Raw genomic sequence first — 15,908 nt, forward strand, 5'->3', positions numbered from 1 at the left:
CGATTGCTTATCGATTGCTTATCGATCGCTGGTTACTGGTATTTTTACCGACTTACTTTTATTCTTATTCTCGCGGCGATGCTGCCACATGACAACGCCAGTAACGAATAGAACTAAGGGTGCAAGTCCTACTAAAACGTAGAGAAAGCGCGATGGTAAACCCCAAAATGTACCGACGTGCAGATCGAAAAATGAGTTAATAATGCGATCGCCTAGCGATTTGGGCTGTCGTGAATCTTCAACTTGAAGAACTTTTCCGCTGTAGCGATCGATGTGTGCTACACCATAAGTTGACCAGCTTTCGCCATACAAGCCGTAGATTGAAATCGCTCCTGTTTCGGACAGAGGCAAATCTACAGAAATTCGCTGCATTCCTGGTAGTACAGTTTTGGCTTGCTCGACTGCTTTAGCAAGCGTTATGGGTGCTTGTCCCGATCTTGGCTTGGAAGTAACGGGATCGTCGTTGGGAGTTGGGCTAAATGTCAATGCCCGAATCGCCGGATAGGTAAAATCTGCAAAGTTCCAACCGAAGCCTGTAATCGCAGTGAGTGAGAGAAAAACTGCTGTTGTAATTCCAATAACCTTGTGCAAATCGAAGTTTCGTCGCTTGATATGCGCCTTCCACTTGATTTTAAATCCGGTTGAAAGTTTGCGCCAACCAGACCACAATAAAGTGCCTGTGATTGCGGCAACCAGGAGAAACAAAGCTACAATTCCTGTTAAAATGACTCCGGGCTGTTCGATAAACAAACGATAGTGTATGTTGAGCAAAAAGCGATAGTAGCTGAATCTTTCCAAGCGATCGCCCATCACTTTTTCTGTATAGGGATTGACGAATACTTGATGAGCGCCGTCGAGATAAATATCTGGATTTACATTCGGTTCTTCCATCACAACATTGAAGGGGTAGCGATCGCTTTTTGGGATGGAAACGCTTACAGCTTTCCATTGCGGACGAGCCGCTTGAGCAATTTCCACGGTGCGATCGATTGATATTGGTTGTCCTTGGGGAATAACTACCCCAAATTGTTGAGACACAATCCAATCGTCAATATCTGAGTGAAACACAAGCAGACTGCCTGTGATGCCAATCAGAATTAAGATTAACCCGACAGCTAAGCCGATATAACGGTGAATTGAAAATACCAAATCACGAAGTCTTTTTGTACGCATACAGCATATATAGTTTCAAAAATGGTAGATTTCGCTGGCACACAAAGCCTCACTCCACCTGCGGTTTTCCTCTCCTTGGCAAAGCGAGGGGTTAGGGGAGTCAAAATTCCACCGCCACAGTTCCCAAAACTGTAAAAGGCGCACCTGGGTAAATTAAGGCGGTATTCTGAGATGATTCGTAGTATTTGGTATCAAATAAATTCTTGAAATTTAGCCCCACTCTCCAGTTATCGCGCTTGTAGAAAATACTGGCATCGGCACGCACGTAAGAGGGGAGTACGAGATCGTTAGGTAATTCAGCCTCGCGATCGCCTACATAAAATACTCCCACACCAAAACCTAATCCTTGTAAATTGCCACGTTGAATTTCATAAGTCGTCCATAAACTAGCTCCTTCTGCTGGAGCATTTGTGAGTACGTCATCAACAGGAAGATTGTTATCTTCAGTCACAAAGGCATCATTAATAAAACCAGAGGCAACTATGTTCCATCCAGGTAAAATTTCTCCTCCTAGATCGAATTCAATCCCGCGACTTTTTACTTCTCCTACTCCAATTGAGAAATCTGGGTTGTCGGGATCGGGTGTCAAAATATTGGTTTTAGTTATTTCATAAGCCGCTAAAGTTGCTGAGAGATTTCCTATTTCGGCTTTAACTCCGGCTTCGTATTGCGTGCCACGAGTTGGCTCAATTAGTTCTCCACTAGCTGTTGTCGTATTATTGGGAACAAAAGAACGGCTATAACTGGCATAGAGAGAAATCGGTTCAATCGGTTGATAAACTAATCCCACACGCGGGGAAAATGCATCGTCCTCAAACTCGTTAGACCTGTCAATTCGTTCTTCTCCTACAGTTTGTTCGTAACCCCTAGATTCAAAACTTGTAAAATCAAATCTGCCTCCTATTAGTAGTTTTAGATTGGGCAATAACGCGATCTGATCTTGTAGATACAACCCAACCGCGTTAGAAGTTAAATCGTCTTTAAAAGAGTATTCTAGAGGTGGAATCGGTTCGCCATACACGGGGTCGAAGACATTAATGTTAGTTCCACCAGCCTCAATATTTTCATAGCCGTTATTGCGCTGAGATAGCTCTAGCCCCAGTAGTAGTTGATGCTGCACTGACCCTGTGTTAAATTTAGCCATCAAATCGGTTTGCCAAGAATAAACATCGTCATATTCAGAGCCATCTATGACACAAAATCGAGATACTTCCTGAGTTTCTGGATCGTACTCAGACACTCGACAAGCTACATCTTCCCCTTCCGAAAAAGAAGCTCCAAAAGCAGTACGAAGACTAATATTGTCGTCAAAGCGATGGTCAAAGCTGAGGATGAGATTATTGGTAGTCTCATCAATGCGATCGCCTGGTTCTCCCAAATATCGACTAATGGGAAGCTCAAATGTAACTGGATCTATTGGAAGCCCATCATTGTACGTGCGATCGGAATATAAATATTCATACTCTAAAGTTAGAGTAGTTGCATCGCCAATTTTGTAGCTAATTACAGGTGCGATCGAGAGAATTTCTCCATCGACAAAATCTATGAAACTACTAAAGTTTTGGTAAGAGGCATTCAAGCGATATAATAGTTTTCCATCAGTAGTCAATGGTCCAGAAAAGTCAATAGATGGCTCGTAAAAGTCATAGCTTCCAGCCGTAAACTCAGCTGCATAGTAAGGATTGCTGAGGGGTTTTTTGGTAACAAAATTTATAATTCCCCCTGGCTCTACTTGACCGTACAATACTGAAGCTGGACCCTTCAAAACTTCCACTCGATCGATGCCACTAGGAGCAATTGTTGGCGCTTCAATACGGAATCCATTTCTCAAGGTTCTAGAATCGCTAAATCCTCGAATATTGTAGGTATACGAAAAGCCATAATCTACTCGTGGAGTCACACCTGAAACGTTTCGCAGGGCATCTGAAATTTCAGTGACTTGCTGGTCTTCAATCACCTGACGGGGAATGACTTGAATCGATTGGGGAATGTTCCGTAAAGGTGTATCCGTTTTGGTAGCAGTTGATGCATCCGGTGCATTATATCCTTCTACTTCTCGTTCCCCTGTCACCACAATTTCTTCTTCCTCTGGTGCTGGCTGGGATGGCTGTTGTATATTCTCTGGTTCTGGTGGTGTTGCCTCTGGTTTTGGCTGAATATCCGGTTTTGGCGCTGGCGGTGTTGCTGGCGCTGGCGGTGTTTGGGCTGTAGGGGTTGTGGGTGCAGTTAAACTCAGTACCAAGGTGCGATTCCTTGTTACTATCTGTCCTGTGGGTATCGATGTCCCTGTCACCGTGACTCGAATACTGCTAGTAGCAAGTTGGCTAACAGTGACAGAAGTAATGCCTGCAACTGGATTATTTTGACGAAAGATATTACCTTCGGGTAGACGCAGTTGGGCGTTGATAATATTTGCTACCCAAGTCTGTTGGTAGCCATAAGTCAAGATCTGGGGTATGGTTCCATCTGTAGTTTCTAAAATCATTTCCAAGCCGTTTGGCGTTGGATTCAGCCTCACACCCGTTACTTGCACCACATTTGACTTACCCGCCGCATCCGACTGTGGCTGAGCCGCGACTTGAGCATTAGTACGAAAACTTTTATCATCTTTCTTGAGATTAGTTTGCATCTGGCTAGACATCGTTGCTGCTAAATCTACCTCAGTTCCTGCGTTAGTTTTAGCGATCGCTGGCTGAGTGACTAGCAAAACAGCAAGCAGCCAAGAAGCTTTCAAGCTCAAAATTCCACATTGTCCAGGTTGCAACACTTACTATACTCCTCACAGCAATCTTGACACAAATCACTATCAAAAAAGATTTGCAAATAAGCCAGTGAGTAGTCTACGTAATTACCGAAACCCAAGTCTATGCCATAGAAGATAAATTTCGATCCATAGCAGAAAAGTTACAACTCAGTAACAATCTTTTTGCCAGCACGACAAGCACCAGGAGTTATGCCAAACTTGCGCCGGAAGGCGTTAGCAAAATGACCTAAATGGGAATACCCAACTTTATGTGCTACTGTCTCTACATTCAGCTTGCCATCCCGCAACAATACGTATGCTTGCTGCAAGCGGTAGTCGCGCAAATAGCCAAATACCGTTGTACCGAAGATCGCGCGAAAGCCTTGTTCCAACTTCATGTGATTCAGTCCAACTTGTTGCGCCAAGTCGATCAGCGCAGGTGGGTTAACCTGATGTTGAATGAGAATTTCTCTTGCTTGGTAAATTCGCTCTACGTCAGTTGGTTTGAGACTATTGGCTTGTCGCTTTCCATAGCTTTCGACAAGTTGAGTTAACTGCAAAGATAGCAGTTCGAGTACCTTGCTTTCTAAATACATCCGTTGCATCACACCTTGATGAGGACAATGAAGAATTTGCTGCAAGGCAAGGTGCATTGGCGGGGTAATTTTTCCTACTGGAAGGTGAAACCGAGGGGGAGTGTCAGTTTCTAGCAGCGATTGTAACGGTTCGGGTAGAGATTCCGAGTCTGTATTAAACGACCTAAAGAAATTTAAGTCAAAAGTAATTCTAATTAATATCTCAGCAGTTTCGGCTTTAGCTTGCTCGATTTCCGCGATTTCTGGTAGGTAGAATAAGTAATTTTCACCTGTTTTTTCAAGATAATCGTCTTTGACATATTTATCTTTAATTCCAGGCGTGATGGTTCTAAGATTTCCGGCAAGATAAAATTTTGCCGTTAGAGTTTCAGCGCAATCGTGTTCGACTTCTGTGCTTAAATCATGAAGCCAAGTCAAATCGAGAATCTGAAGATTGTTTCCAGAAGGTAGCAGAATTTCGCGACACTTTTTTTTAACATAGCGATCGCAATATTTCTCAATGCAATCGTACCCTTTAGTATTAAGAATCAACTCATAATCTTGACAGCTTTCTAAATGCCGTTGTTCGTATTGTGCCTCATTTAGCGTTTCCATTTTCACCCCACACTTTACTTAGATGGGGCAATAGGTAACAAAACATTGAAAATAGAACCCTCGCCAACTTTACTTTTAACGGAAATAGAACCGCCACAGCGTAGTAAAAGCTGTTGAACGATTGTTAAACCAAGTCCCGCACCACCTATATCTTCGCTGGAAACAGAACGCACCCGATAAAAGCGATCGAAGATTTTGGGGATCTCGTTGGGCGAAATTCCAATTCCGGTATCGCGAAATTCTAATTGCACGTATTCGCCTTGAATACAGGCTTTAACCCAAACTTGCCCGCCTGTAGGAGTAAATTTAATACTGTTATGTAACAAATTAATAGCGATTTGTCGCAACCAATTGTTAGAGCAGAAAATAGAAGGCAAATCGGAGGAGACAGTGTAGGCAAGCATAATGCCTTTTTCTTGAGCTAGAGGTTGGTAGGTACTAACTACCCCTGGAATAATGTCACTCAACTTTAGCGGTTGCAAAACTGTTTGTTCCGCCGTTCTGTCTAATTGAACTAATTCTAATAAACCGTTAATTAAAGAATTTTGGCGATCGCACTCGCTACTCAAAATCTGCAAATAGCGCTGTTTTTGCGGTGGTTTGAGGTGAGGAGAATTTAAAAGACTCAAAGCCGTTTTCATATGTGTCAGCGGAATGCGGAGTTCTTCACACATCCGACCGAACGATTCATCTTTACGAGTTAAGGCGTTTGCTAAAGCTTGATTTTGCCGTTTTAAAGTGCCAGTGAGTTCGTCAAACGTACTCCGGCGAGTCGCATCTTGTTGCTGAACTTGTTTGGCAAATAATCGCTCTAATAGTCCTGGATCGGGTGTAGACGGACAAGCAAACAGCGTCTCCCAATTTTTCATCACCTCTGGGGCGATCGCTGGCTGCTTGTGCTGCGCTAGCTTCCAACGCACGCTTTGAGCCACGACATGACCGATTCCCTTGAGTACTTCCTGTAAGACTCGTCCCTCAAACGAGCAAAGACTCAGCAAGGGTAAAAATTTCTTTTGGCGATCGTTTTCCTTAGTTTTTCCCTTTTTGCGTTTCAGTCGCGATCGATGTGCCAGCACCATACAGCAGAATTGAGGCGAATGGACGACGAGAAAATAATCCCGCCGTAGATGGCTATTTGGTAATAATTGGACTGGAACCATTGGGAAACCAGACAATTGAGCGATCGCAGTTTCCTGTCCGTAGCAAACATAGGTTTTGTCAGAGACTCTCACCTGCTCGTGATAGCGCTGAATCGAAGCATACCAGACTTTCCCTGATGGTAACTTTAGCCATAGTGTTGCTGAGATTTGCTTTTCTACCAGTAATTCCATCACCGATTCTACTAAGGAAAGCAAGGTTGCCGGACTCACCAACATCGGCGATGGTGGTTGTTCTATACTCAGAGCCAGTCGATAAAGGGAGATGTCCATTACTAGGAATTATGGGTTAGAGGGAGGACAAGGAAGACAAGGGAGACAAGGGGGACAAGGGGGACAAGGAAGCAATTCTACTAGTCACCAGCCACTAGTCACTAGCCACTTACCCCACGCACCACGTACCACTCACCACTCATCACTCTTTCCCAACTCCCGACTCCCGACTCCCGACTCCCGAATTCTTAGTGCATTTCTCGCCTGTTCGCGATCGTCAAAGTGGATTTTTTCCGTACCTAAAATTTGGTAATCTTCGTGACCTTTGCCAGCAATTAGCACGCCATCGCCGGATTGGGCTTGTTGAATTGCCGTTTGAATTGCTGTAGCGCGATCGCAAATGACAAATGGGTCTATTGTGTTAGGAATTCCAGCGAGAATATCTTGGAGAATCCTTTCTGGGTCTTCGGTGCGGGGATTATCAGAAGTGACGTAAACGACATCTGCTAAATCGGCGGCGATTTTACCCATTTTCGGACGCTTGGTGCGATCGCGATCGCCTCCACAGCCAAACACGCAAATCATCTTACCTGGAATAAATGGTCGGGCTGCTTTCAACAAGTTTTCTAAACTATCAGGTGTATGAGCATAATCGACGATCGCGCTGATATCCTGATGGGGACTCACTTGCACCCGCTCCATTCTCCCAGGGACTCCGGCAAATTGCGGCAATACGTTAGCGATGAGTTGTAAATCTACGCCCAAGTGTAAAGCGGCTGCTACTGCTGCGAGTAAATTGGCTAAATTATATTGACCCACGAGTGGCGATCGAAATTCTACTTCTCCTGCGGGTGTGTGTAATTTACCGCTCACTCCCGTTGGTTCGTAACCCAGATCGCTTAAATAGAAGTCGGCTGTTGTTTCAGCTTGGACGCTATAGCTCCACACCCGTTCCGGTGGTAGTTGTTGAATTAATCTTTGTCCGTAGGGATCGTCTGTATTAATAATTGCTCGTCCTTGGAGATATTCGGGACTGAATAGCAAGGCTTTTGCGGCAAAATAGTCTTCCATATCGCGGTGGAAGTCTAGGTGATCTTGAGTCAGATTGGTAAACACCCCTACTTCAAACGGACACCCTAAAACTCGTCCTTGCGCTAAAGCATGAGAACTGACTTCCATCACCGCTACTTGAGTCCCCGCTTGCACGGCGTTAGCTAATTGCTGTTGCAGTTCTACAGCAAATGGCGTAGTATGAGCTGCTGTTTGCTCGAAACCTGCCCAACGAGAATAAAGAGTTCCAAATAAAGCTGTAGATAACTTTGCTTGTTGGAGGAAAAATTCGATTAAATGGGTGGTGGTCGTTTTACCATTCGTTCCCGTCACCCCCACCAGCCGCATTTGCGTGGCTGGATAGCCGTAAAAAGCAGCCGCCACTCCAGCGCAAGCCCGAACCATATCCCTAGCGGCAATAATACAAGCCTCCTCAGCTCCCTGGGTTCCCTCAGCTCCCTTCAGGGCTACCTGAGAAGAGACTAAAGCCGCGATCGCCCCACTCGCGATCGCGCTTTGCCAAAACTCTCCTCCATCCACCCGCGTTCCAGGCATTCCAATAAAGAGATCGCCAACTTGGCAAGCATGAGAATTTGTTGTTAAACCCTTCACCTCCAGATCTAAAGCTGGATGCTGGGGTAGTTGTTCGATACTGTCAACTTTTGCTAACAATTCGCCTAACTTCATGATTTGGTAATTGGTAATTGGTAATTGGTAATTGGTAATTGGTAGTTGATGGTTGACGATTGACGGTTAACTGTCCTCTGATAACTGATAACTGTTAACTAGCTAGCTTAATCCCAGCTTTCAATTGCACCTATTCTGCTTCATGATGATTTACATATTTCTGAAGCATCTGTTGAATTTGCCCCACTGTAGCCCGAGGAGAGGGACGAGGTAGAAGGAGCGATCGCCCATCGTCACTATGCAGAAATAAAACAGGTACTTCGTATTGATATGCCTGCCACCAATCTTCCTGTAGTGTGATATTGCGGACTTCCAGCGACAGATCTTGGTGTGTAGATAAAATTTGTGCTAGCTTTTCCTGCAAGCCTTCACACAAATGACATTCAGGTTTGCTATAGAGAATCAAGTGCATAAACTTAAGTCGTAAGTCGTAAGTCGTAAGTCGTAAGTCGTAAGTCGTAAGTCGGAAATTGTTTAATCTCCTCTGCTTCCTCTGCTCCCTGCTCCCTGCTCCCTGCTCCCTAATAACTGATAACTGATAACTGATTTCCGTTATTGTTGAATATGCAGAACTATTCACATCATTGCGCAGATGACTGTTTCTTCAACATCTTCTATCCAAACACCAAATTTCGATCTAGATGAGCTAAATCGCAAATATGAGACAGCTCATCCTAGCAAAATTCTTGCCTGGTGTGTCGAGAACATTCCCACAGCCTTAGTACAAACCAGCGCTTTCAACGTAGACGATATCGTCATCACTGATATTCTCTACCGCGAACTCAAGCACCGCACCCCGGTTATGTTTCTCGACACTTTACACCACTTTCCCCAGACTTTAGAGCTAGTCTCCAAAGTTAAAGACTTGTACGACTTGGATCTGCAAGTTTATAAAACTCCAGATGTGGATACTCGGGCTGCTTTTGCTGCCAAATATGGCGAAGCCTTATGGGATAGCGACATTCAGCAATTTCACCACTTGACCAAAATCGAACCTCTGCAACGAGGACTAGCCGAACTCAACGCTGTAGCTTGGATTACCGGACGGCGGCGCGATCAGGCGCGTACCCGTTCTGATATGCCTGTTTTTGAACTCGACAGTCAACAGCGCCTCAAAGTCAATCCCATCGCTTCTTGGACGCGCAAAGAAACTTGGGCTTATGTTTTCGAGCATAACGTCATTTACAATCCGCTCCACGACCAAGGCTATCCCAGTATTGGCGACGAACCGATTACCACACCCGTAGCCGAAGGCGAAGACGAACGCGCCGGACGCTGGCGGGGTTCTGACAAGACTGAATGTGGAATTCATATTTGAAGGAGCCAGAAGTCAGGAGTCAGGAGTCAGAATGAAGAGAATACCAGCAAGGGTCTTCCAAGACTTAATTGTTTGGCAAAAAGCTCATCAGTTTGTTTCAGCAGTATATCGTTTCAGCGAAAACTTTCCTAAAACAGAATTGTATGGCTTGACTTCTCAATTCAGGAGAGCGGCAATTTCTATTCCTGCCAATATTGCAGAAGGATTTAAGAAGAAAAACAAAACTGACAAAGCACGGTTTATGAATATTGTCCAAGGCTCTGTCGAGGAGTGCCGCTATTACCTGATTTTGGCAAAAGACCTCGGCTACGGCGATAGCTTAGAGTTATGCCTTCTACTTGAAGAAGTTAGCAAGCTATTAGATGCTTACTATTCTTCTCTCCTGACTCCTGACTCCTGACTCCTGACTCCTGACTCCTATGATTAAAATCCTCCATCTTTCAGACATCCACATGGGAAGTAGCTTTTCCCACGGTCGGCTCAATCCTGAAACTGGATTGAACACACGTTTAGAAGATTTTGTCAAGACTTTATCGCGCTGTATCGATCGCGCGTTAGAAGAACCAGTGGATTTGGTGCTGTTTGGTGGGGATGCTTTTCCCGATGCTACGCCACCTCCATATATTCAAGAAAAATTTGCCAGTCAATTTCGTCGCTTGGTTGATGCTCGGGTTCCCACCGTATTATTGGTAGGCAACCACGACCAGCATTCTCAAGGGCAAGGGGGGGCGAGTTTGTGCATTTATCGGACTTTGGGCGTACCGGGGTTTATGGTGGGCGATCGCTTGATGACCCATCACATTCAAACAAACAATGGTACAGTTCAAGTCATCACTCTCCCCTGGCTGACTCGTTCCACTCTCCTGACTCGTCCAGAAACAGAAGGTTTATCCCTCGCCGATGTCAACCAGTTATTGATCGATCGCTTGCGTGCTGCCTTAGAAGGAGAAATTCGTCGGCTCGACCCCAAGATTCCGACAGTACTTCTAGGTCATTTGATGATCGATAATGCTTCCTATGGTGCTGAGCGCTTCTTAGCTGTAGGGAAAGGTTTTACTATTCCCCTGTCTCTTCTAACTCGTCCCGAGTTAGACTACGTTGCCCTCGGACACGTCCACCGCCATCAAAACCTCAACCCATCTAACGAACCGCCAATTATTTACCCTGGTAGTATCGAGCGAGTCGATTTTAGCGAAGAAAAAGAAGACAAAGGCTACGTGATGATAGAACTACAGCGGGGTAGTACCAAATGGGAGTTCTGCCCGCTACCAGTTCGTCCTTTTTGTACCATTAACGTCGATGTAGCCAATGCAGCCGATCCGCAAGCAGCATTAATTAAAGCGATCGCGAAAAAGAATATTACCGATGCAGTCGTCAGACTAATTTACAAACTCCGCTCCGAGCAAATCGATTTAATTGATAATGCAGCACTTCATCAAGTTCTAAGTTCTGCTCACAGTTATACAATTCAACCAGAGCTGATCAGTCAGCTAGCACGACCGCGTTTACCGCAATTAGACGCGAGTAGCAGTATCGATCCCCTCGATGCCTTAAAAACTTATCTAGATAATCGCGAGGACTTGAAAGATCTTACCGCTCAAATGATGGTAGCTGCCCAACAATTACTAGCAGCCGATACAGAAACTTGGTTAGAATCTGCCCCAAAAACTGAAATCGATGCAAGTAATACTGACGGACAGTTACGGTTGCTGTGAAATCATGAGCAGGGAGCAGAGAGCAGGGAGCAGGGGGAAAGAGCTGAGGGAGCTGAGGGAGCTGAGGAAGCATTTAAATACGTTTTTCTGACTCCTGACAAATGACCAATGACTAATGACCACTACTATTGCAAAACTTCCCGCAGCAATTCACGGTGCATGTAGGCTCTGTCTACTAAAGACTGAATTTGGTCTGGACTTAAAGGGTCGCCGTTGGCATAGTGTTCGATCCAAGTCCGGCTGATAATGTTAGGGTCGTCGGGAATTTGAGCGACATCCCATCCAGGTATAGATAGTTCTGCCATCAGGCGATCGACTTTTGGATCGTAGCTGATGGCAAAACAGCGACAACCTTCCGCAGCTGCCATAATTAGGCTATGAAAGCGCATTCCAATTGCCATTTCTACACCGCGAAATACGCCTTTTAAACTTTTCGGATCTTCGAGGTAGAGGATTTGATTTGCCCCTGGTAATTGCGGCTGAATCGCTTGAGCGATCGCTAAGTCTTGCGATAGTTGAAATGGCACTAATAAAATGCAGGTGTTTGTTGCCCGTTGAAAATCAACTAAAGCGCGAGTCAAATTAGCAAGGCGATTGGGAGTTAATTGTGGGTGCGATCGCAAAGTCACGGCAACTCTCGGCGCTGGTAAATCCCACAACCCAGGTGTATTTCCGGCTTCCAACGCCCATACCGGATCGGGTGCTTGCAGATGGGGAATCTGCCAATCGGTCAGCAAACTTGCCGAACCGCGATCGCGGATGCTCACCCCCGTACACCCAGCAAATGTCTGTTTTGTCAACCACCGGGTTAGAGGACTTTTTAAAGGACCAATTCCCTGCGCCCAAGCCATCGTTTTCAATCCTAATTTTTGCGCCAGAGTCATTAATCCACCATAGTAAAACGGGCTGATGGCACTGGTAGAGTCTTGCATAATGCTGCCCCCACCCCAAATAAAAGCATCAGACTGCTGCAAGGTTTTCCACACAGGAGAAAAAGCCATGCGATCGCAAGCTTCTACTTGATAGCGCTCCTGCGTCTGCGCCGGATTACCAGACAGAATAATAGGCGTGGCATTTTTGGGTAGCATTTGCAACAGTGTTGCTAGCAACGCCTCATCACCGCCATTACCTTTGCCGTAATACCCGCACAACACCACCCGTATTTGCCTCACATCGTCACCCCGTAATCTTGACTTAATCCAAACTTGATAAAAACTTTATAATATATTGGCTGTATGTTTGCAGTTAACAGTTATCAGTTATCAGCGAACAGGGTGTGGGGTGTAGGGAATTGGTAGTTGGTAGTTGGTAGTTGCGCCCCCACTCTCCCGCTCTCCCCCTCCCCTTGTCTCCCTTGTCTCCCTTCTCCCTCAGCTCCCTCAGCTTCCCCAGCTCTCTTTCCCCTGCTCCCTACTCCCTACTCCCTCAAAATGCACGCACTATCAATTCCTACCTGGATTATTCACGTCTCTAGTGTCATTGAATGGGCGATCGCCATTTGGTTAATTTGGAGTTATGGCGAGGTTGTGGGCAACCGCGCTTGGTATGCGTTTTCTCTGGCAATGCTACCAGCTTTAATTAGTGCCATGTGTGCCTGTACTTGGCACTTCTTCGACAATGCCAAATCCTTAGAGTGGTTGGTAACGCTTCAAGCTAGCATGACTTTAATCGGAAACTTCACGTTATTAGCTGCTGGTTGGTTGCTATGGCGTTCGACGCGATCGCCAGTGACGCGATCGCACAGCAAGATTTCTTCTAAGTAGAAGGATAATAATTAAACGTACAATACATTTGCCTTCTGCCTTCTGCTTATCTCTAATGATTTCAAAAGAAACCCTTTTCGCACTCTCTCTGTTTCCCTATCTAGGCTTTCTCTGGTTTGTAACTCGCTCTCAACAACTGCCTCGCCTAGCATTATTCGGCTTCTACGGTACTTTGGTATTTGTCGCCGTCACTATCCCCGCCGGAATTTACGCCCAAGTCCATTACGGCGAATCTCTTGCTAATGTTGACTGGTTGCATGGTAGCGCTGAAGTATTTTTAACTCTCTCTAATATTCTGATTGTTTTGGGTTTTCGACAGGCTCTGAAGCAGGGGGCAGGGAGCAGGGAGCAGGGAGCAGGGGAAGAGAGCTGAGGAAGCAATTCAAAATTCACGCATTCAAAATTCGATCGTGTACCACTCTCTACCGATAACTGATAACTGATAACTGAACTTATGGATCTTTTTCCCGCCATAGATTTACTTGAAAGTCGCTGCGTGCGACTGTATCAGGGAGACTACGATCGCTCCCAGGTTTTTCACGATAATCCGGCTGATGTTGCACAACAATGGACTAGCCAAGGTGCTACGTGGCTGCATGTCGTCGATTTAGATGGTGCAAAAGTAGGTAAACCTGCTAACTTGGAGGCGATCGCCGCTATTGTAGAGGCAGTGTCAGTACCAATTCAAGTTGGTGGCGGATTGCGCGATCGCGCTAGTGTTGCCCAACTCTTAGAATTAGGCGTACAGCGAGTTATTTTGGGTACTGTAGCTGTAGAACAACCCCAGTTAGTAGCTAGTCTGTGTCAAGAATTTCCAGGGCGAATTGTTGTTGGTATTGATGCGCGTAATGGTAAGGTAGCTACACGCGGCTGGTTGGAAACTTCGGAAGTCTTAGCCGCAGATTTAGCCCAGCAAATGCAACAACTGGGTGCGGCAGCAATTATTTACACTGATATTCATCGCGATGGAACTCTTGCTGGACCCAACTTGGATGCACTACGAGAGTTAGCCACAAGTTTATCTATTCCCGTCATCGCTTCTGGAGGTGTAAGTTCTGTCACCGACTTACTCAGCCTCCTAGCTTTAGAACCCCTTGGCGTTACGGGTGCGATCGTCGGTCGTGCCTTGTATACTGGCGATATTTCCCTCACACAAGCTATACAAGCAGTTGGACAAGGACGCTGGCAAGATATCCCTCCAGATTTAGGATCGTCGGCTTTTGCCTAAATGACCAATGACACTCTACAACATCAATTCCCACGTCTGCCCAACTAAATCTTGACCAAAGCTATGATGGGGTTCTTGGTGTACTAAGCGATATCCTGCTGCTTCATAGATGCGACGGGCAGCAGATAATATGCTATTCGTCCATAACTCAATTTTTTCATATCCCGCTTGTCTGGCAAAGCGATCGCATTCTTTCACTAGCCGCGTTCCAATTCCTAAACCCCTAGCTTTGGGTTCGACTAGCAGCAAGCGCAATTTGGCAACTGTGTCTGATTTTTTGACTAAAAATACAGAACCGACTATTTCATCGTCCTTTTCCGCAATCCAGCACCGTTCTTTTTTCGGGTCATAATTTTGAATAAACTCTGCCACAATCCTCGCCACTAGCGCCTCAAACTGTTCGTTCCAACCATATTCCCGAGCGTATAATACACCGTGGCGATGAACGATCCAGCCTATGTCTCCTGGTTGGTGAGAACGCAGTAAGTAAGGATTTTTGCTGTTGGATGCCGTACCTAATAATTCCTCAATCGTTTGCATTGCCTCAACCAAGCGGCTTTGATTGGCAACAGACATTTGACTCAACATCTCGCCAATTTTATGCTGCGATCGCTCGTTCAACTGGGCAAAAGCTTGCTGTCCCTGTTCTGTGAGCGAGATCGAGTTTTGTCTACCATCAGTTTCAGATGGTTGGCGATCGATTAATCCTTGCTGTGTAAAGCCACGTAAAATCCGACTTAAATAACCCGCGTCTAACCCTAACTCTTTAGTTAGTTCGCTGGCTGTAGTGCGATCGCGGTGCGCTAGTTCGTAGAGAATCCGTGCTTCTGCTAGGGAAAACGGGCTACTTAACAATCCTTCTTGTAAAACACCAATCTGTCGCGTGTAGAAGCGATTGAAGCGTCGTACAGTTTCTATGTGCCGAACTCGATCTGTCTGGGCTACCATGACAACTTTTGGCTCTATGCTACTTGATTGACTTTAGCAAACATTTAATTGCTTTTGTCAATTAAATAGGACTCGTAGCTGATAACTGTATCCTGCGGTAGAAGTCTTCACCGTGCCTTTCTTCGTAGGATTGCGTTCAGCTTCAAATCTTAGGAGGGTGTTTGTATGCAGTGCATTTTTACCAATTTTAAGCAAAATTTACAACGCAAAGTTTTATTACTAGCCGCGATCGCGCTATTGCTCGTTTCTGGTTTGTTTGTCTGTGAGCCTAGTTATGCCGCAACTCCCAACCAAAAACTGATCCAACAAGAACAAATGGATAAAAATAGCCAAGTTGGAACTGTGGATGTCGAGCAGCGCGAACAAGCTTATGAAGATCAAGTTAGAGCTGCTAGTAACAAAGATAAAGTGTACGAAGACAATCTCAAAGAGTTTAAAAAATCTCACCCTGAAGAGAATATCGTTAATAAAGCAGTAGAGGGAGCAAAAGAGGCAGTCGATAAGGTAACTAAATAGTAGTTACTGGTAAACCTTTCAATTATCTGTAACAGGAGCAATGCCAGCTTAAGTAAGATTGGCGATCGCTCCTGTTATTTTATTGTTATGGGGTTTGGGATGGGCATCTTGCCCGTCCGCGCTCGTACTTCTAGCGAAAATAGGTATTATAGTGAGGCTTAAAGCAACATATGTAGACATCGATATTTTAATATTTCGCAAACTTTT

15 protein-coding genes are annotated in these 15,908 nt (G+C 45.3%); 7 read left to right on the forward strand and 8 right to left on the reverse strand.

Going from position 1 to position 15,908, the window contains the following annotated elements; genetic code table 11:
* Positions 1-18: 18 nt before the first annotated feature.
* The 6 genes from H6G17_RS07260 to H6G17_RS34550 form a co-directional block, all read right to left on the reverse strand.
* Positions 19-1,149, reverse strand: coding sequence for a PepSY-associated TM helix domain-containing protein (locus tag H6G17_RS07260; protein WP_206757147.1), 1,131 nt, complete (start codon positions 1,147-1,149; stop codon positions 19-21).
* Positions 1,150-1,273: 124 nt separating this feature from the next.
* A complete protein-coding gene (locus H6G17_RS07265) occupies positions 1,274-3,940 on the reverse strand; it encodes a TonB-dependent siderophore receptor (RefSeq protein ID WP_192155612.1) in 2,667 nt (888 codons plus the stop codon).
* Between the two features lie 137 nt (positions 3,941-4,077).
* Positions 4,078-5,106 carry an AraC family transcriptional regulator gene (locus tag H6G17_RS07270; protein WP_192155614.1) on the reverse strand — a complete coding sequence of 343 codons (1,029 nt, stop codon included), beginning with the start codon at positions 5,104-5,106 and terminating at the stop codon, positions 4,078-4,080.
* A 14-nt stretch (positions 5,107-5,120) separates the two neighbouring features.
* Positions 5,121-6,536, reverse strand: coding sequence for a DICT sensory domain-containing protein (locus tag H6G17_RS07275; RefSeq protein WP_192155616.1), 1,416 nt, complete (start codon positions 6,534-6,536; stop codon positions 5,121-5,123).
* A 132-nt stretch (positions 6,537-6,668) separates the two neighbouring features.
* Complete coding sequence (locus H6G17_RS07280; RefSeq protein ID WP_192155618.1) at positions 6,669-8,213, reverse strand: UDP-N-acetylmuramoyl-L-alanyl-D-glutamate--2,6-diaminopimelate ligase; 1,545 nt, start codon at positions 8,211-8,213, stop codon at positions 6,669-6,671.
* A 130-nt stretch (positions 8,214-8,343) separates the two neighbouring features.
* Positions 8,344-8,793, reverse strand: coding sequence for a glutaredoxin family protein (locus H6G17_RS34550; RefSeq protein ID WP_199316574.1), 450 nt, complete (start codon positions 8,791-8,793; stop codon positions 8,344-8,346).
* Positions 8,794-8,805: 12 nt separating this feature from the next.
* Between H6G17_RS34550 and cysH the strand changes: the two genes are divergently transcribed.
* The 3 genes from cysH to sbcD are packed head-to-tail and all read left to right on the forward strand — an operon-like array spanning position 8,806 to position 11,246.
* A complete protein-coding gene (cysH, locus tag H6G17_RS07290) occupies positions 8,806-9,531 on the forward strand; it encodes a phosphoadenosine phosphosulfate reductase (protein WP_192155620.1) in 726 nt (241 codons plus the stop codon).
* Positions 9,532-9,562: 31 nt separating this feature from the next.
* Positions 9,563-9,931, forward strand: coding sequence for a four helix bundle protein (locus H6G17_RS07295; protein WP_192155622.1), 369 nt, complete (start codon positions 9,563-9,565; stop codon positions 9,929-9,931).
* Between the two features lie 19 nt (positions 9,932-9,950).
* Positions 9,951-11,246, forward strand: coding sequence for an exonuclease subunit SbcD (gene sbcD / locus H6G17_RS07300; protein ID WP_192155624.1), 1,296 nt, complete (start codon positions 9,951-9,953; stop codon positions 11,244-11,246).
* Positions 11,247-11,371: 125 nt separating this feature from the next.
* Here the strand turns inward: sbcD and csaB are convergent, their stop codons facing one another.
* Entirely contained in the window at positions 11,372-12,409 is a 1,038-nt protein-coding gene (csaB, locus tag H6G17_RS07305; protein WP_192155799.1) for a polysaccharide pyruvyl transferase CsaB, read from the reverse strand.
* Positions 12,410-12,676: 267 nt separating this feature from the next.
* Here csaB and H6G17_RS07310 point away from each other — a divergent pair, with 267 nt between their 5' ends.
* The 3 genes from H6G17_RS07310 to hisA all read left to right on the forward strand — a co-directional run bounded on the left by H6G17_RS07310 (position 12,677) and on the right by hisA (position 14,237).
* Positions 12,677-13,009: a DUF2499 domain-containing protein gene (locus tag H6G17_RS07310; RefSeq protein WP_192155626.1), complete on the forward strand. Its 333-nt coding sequence runs from the start codon at positions 12,677-12,679 to the stop codon at positions 13,007-13,009.
* Between the two features lie 55 nt (positions 13,010-13,064).
* Positions 13,065-13,382, forward strand: coding sequence for a DUF3593 domain-containing protein (locus H6G17_RS07315; protein ID WP_192155628.1), 318 nt, complete (start codon positions 13,065-13,067; stop codon positions 13,380-13,382).
* 81 nt (positions 13,383-13,463) lie between these two features.
* On the forward strand, positions 13,464-14,237 hold the full coding sequence (hisA, locus tag H6G17_RS07320) for a 1-(5-phosphoribosyl)-5-[(5-phosphoribosylamino)methylideneamino]imidazole-4-carboxamide isomerase (RefSeq protein WP_192155630.1): 774 nt from the start codon (positions 13,464-13,466) through the stop codon (positions 14,235-14,237).
* A 15-nt stretch (positions 14,238-14,252) separates the two neighbouring features.
* Here hisA and H6G17_RS07325 read toward each other — a convergent pair whose 3' ends face one another.
* Entirely contained in the window at positions 14,253-15,185 is a 933-nt protein-coding gene (locus H6G17_RS07325) for a bifunctional helix-turn-helix transcriptional regulator/GNAT family N-acetyltransferase (RefSeq protein WP_192155632.1), read from the reverse strand.
* 165 nt (positions 15,186-15,350) lie between these two features.
* Between H6G17_RS07325 and H6G17_RS07330 the strand changes: the two genes are divergently transcribed.
* Positions 15,351-15,701: a hypothetical protein gene (locus H6G17_RS07330; protein WP_192155634.1), complete on the forward strand. Its 351-nt coding sequence runs from the start codon at positions 15,351-15,353 to the stop codon at positions 15,699-15,701.
* Positions 15,702-15,908: the final 207 nt, after the last annotated feature.

This window comes from Chroococcidiopsis sp. [FACHB-1243] (genome assembly GCF_014696895.1).
Lineage (GTDB): Bacteria > Cyanobacteriota > Cyanobacteriia > Cyanobacteriales > Chroococcidiopsidaceae > Chroococcidiopsis.

Bases quoted from the DNA above. Each gene is read 5' to 3' on its own strand.
- H6G17_RS07270 (WP_192155614.1), bottom strand. From the start codon at position 5,106: ATGGAAACGCTAAATGAGGCACAATACGAACAACGGCATTTAGAAAGC.
- H6G17_RS07275 (WP_192155616.1), bottom strand. From the start codon at position 6,536: ATGGACATCTCCCTTTATCGACTGGCTCTGAGTATAGAACAACCACCA.
- H6G17_RS07280 (WP_192155618.1), bottom strand. From the start codon at position 8,213: ATGAAGTTAGGCGAATTGTTAGCAAAAGTTGACAGTATCGAACAACTA.
- cysH (WP_192155620.1), top strand. From the start codon at position 8,806: ATGACTGTTTCTTCAACATCTTCTATCCAAACACCAAATTTCGATCTA.
- H6G17_RS07295 (WP_192155622.1), top strand. From the start codon at position 9,563: ATGAAGAGAATACCAGCAAGGGTCTTCCAAGACTTAATTGTTTGGCAA.
- sbcD (WP_192155624.1), top strand. From the start codon at position 9,951: ATGATTAAAATCCTCCATCTTTCAGACATCCACATGGGAAGTAGCTTT.
- H6G17_RS07310 (WP_192155626.1), top strand. From the start codon at position 12,677: ATGCACGCACTATCAATTCCTACCTGGATTATTCACGTCTCTAGTGTC.
- H6G17_RS07315 (WP_192155628.1), top strand. From the start codon at position 13,065: ATGATTTCAAAAGAAACCCTTTTCGCACTCTCTCTGTTTCCCTATCTA.
- hisA (WP_192155630.1), top strand. From the start codon at position 13,464: ATGGATCTTTTTCCCGCCATAGATTTACTTGAAAGTCGCTGCGTGCGA.
- H6G17_RS07325 (WP_192155632.1), bottom strand. From the start codon at position 15,185: ATGGTAGCCCAGACAGATCGAGTTCGGCACATAGAAACTGTACGACGC.
- H6G17_RS07330 (WP_192155634.1), top strand. From the start codon at position 15,351: ATGCAGTGCATTTTTACCAATTTTAAGCAAAATTTACAACGCAAAGTT.